Annotated in this window: 2 protein-coding genes; both read left to right on the top strand. The window is 36.0% G+C overall.

What is annotated here, in order from left to right:
- A partial coding sequence (locus tag AC1Z3S_RS20010) for a hypothetical protein (protein ID WP_461741837.1) occupies positions 1-875 on the top strand: 875 nt, incomplete at its 5' end.
- A 165-nt stretch (positions 876-1040) separates the two neighbouring features.
- Positions 1041-1574: hypothetical protein (locus tag AC1Z3S_RS20005; RefSeq protein ID WP_461741836.1), on the top strand; the 534-nt coding region annotated here is incomplete at its 3' end.

Below are 1574 nucleotides of genomic sequence, written 5' to 3'. Positions count from 1 at the left end.
CAAAGTTTAAAGATACATCTAATGAATCACAATTGCCCAATATCACCGCCAATGACACTTATTCTGGTAATTGGCAATATCAGGTAGATGAGTCCATAGTGGGTACAACCTCCCAATTCTTTGCAAATTACGACGGGACGAAACCAGGTACGTATGTCTGGGGTCCAGCTACAGTGACAATGACAGTTAACTACTTGGATGCAGTTGATAAAAAACCAATTTTTGAAGATGCATTACAAACATCTACCACAAAAACCGCAGTGACTAAAACAGTTAAAATTGGTGCAACTATTTCTGATCAATTCTCCGCTACAGATCTTGCATTTGATGGCTATAGAACAATTACGTCAGATTCCTATACAACTGGAACTTCAAATACCCAAGAGTATACGACTGTTCCAACAAAAAATTTTAGCATAACTTATTCTTATACACCTATGACAAAATTAGTTTCTGTTCCTGATGAATTTAGCTTTGGAAACTTTGATCCCAGGGATTTATTAGCCAAAGAAACAGTAGTATACCCAACCAATAGTCCAATCGAAAATGTCAAAATATTAAATACAAACCGTACTTTACAGTGGGTTCTTAGTGCCCAACTATCTAGCGATGTTCAGAGAGAAAGTGACGGTTTAAAGTTAAAAGGGTACGTATTTTATCAAACTACGGACAAAGAAAAGAAAGAAATTACAAATGATAGTGCAACTCAGTTAGCTACTCAATCTACAAGCACTCCTTTACAGCAGTTTGTCACTGTGTTAGGAAATTCAATAGATAATGTGGGTATCGGTATGGATATCTTCGATACACAACGAAATTATTTGGGGAACTATACTGGAAAAATTGACTGGGTACTTACTACTAAAAACAAATAAGAGTTTAACCATTTGGGTTAGTTCTCAATAGTCAGCAAAAAAATATCACTACTACACCTATTTGTAGAAATGATAACTATTAAACTATAAGTAAATCTTATGTGTGCATCTTGCACAGTAAACTTAAAGATGATTATCTAATCAGACTGGAAGAAGGAAAGACAAATGAATCAAATACTACTTTTAACGACAAATCTTTCAGCAGATACTCAATTGAAAGAAAACTTAGACTATTTAGGATACGAAGTTCTTTGCTCAACACAATTGGTTGAGTCATTCATGACAGATAACTCCCCGCTGGTATTCAATTTTCCTGTTGTAATTTTTAGCGATACCCTTACAAATGAAATGGTTGACACGATTTTACGAAAGGGACAAGTAGCCGGTCGTGTGATTTTACGTTGTGATACCCCTCCTTTAAATGACGAGTTAACCGAAGAATGGCAGAAATTGGGACTAACTGCACAATTCTCAAAGGATTCTACTTTGTCAAATTTGAGAGAGTTACTGTCCTCTTCTCGACAGCTACATTTCAAGGAAATAAAAGCCCGTCAACCAGGTGGGACTTTGGTATCAACTGTTACTTTTATGGAAGCGATTGGGACTTTCTCGTCAAAAGAAAGAAAATTGTTTGAAATATTATCCAATGAAAAGGGAGGATTTCTCACGCGAAAAGAAGTTGCCCAACGAATGTGGAAT

Source organism: Enterococcus sp. LJL90 (assembly GCF_056924355.1).
The sequence above is the reverse complement of the archived record's forward strand: the minus strand, read 5'-3'. Positions and strand labels throughout refer to the sequence as shown.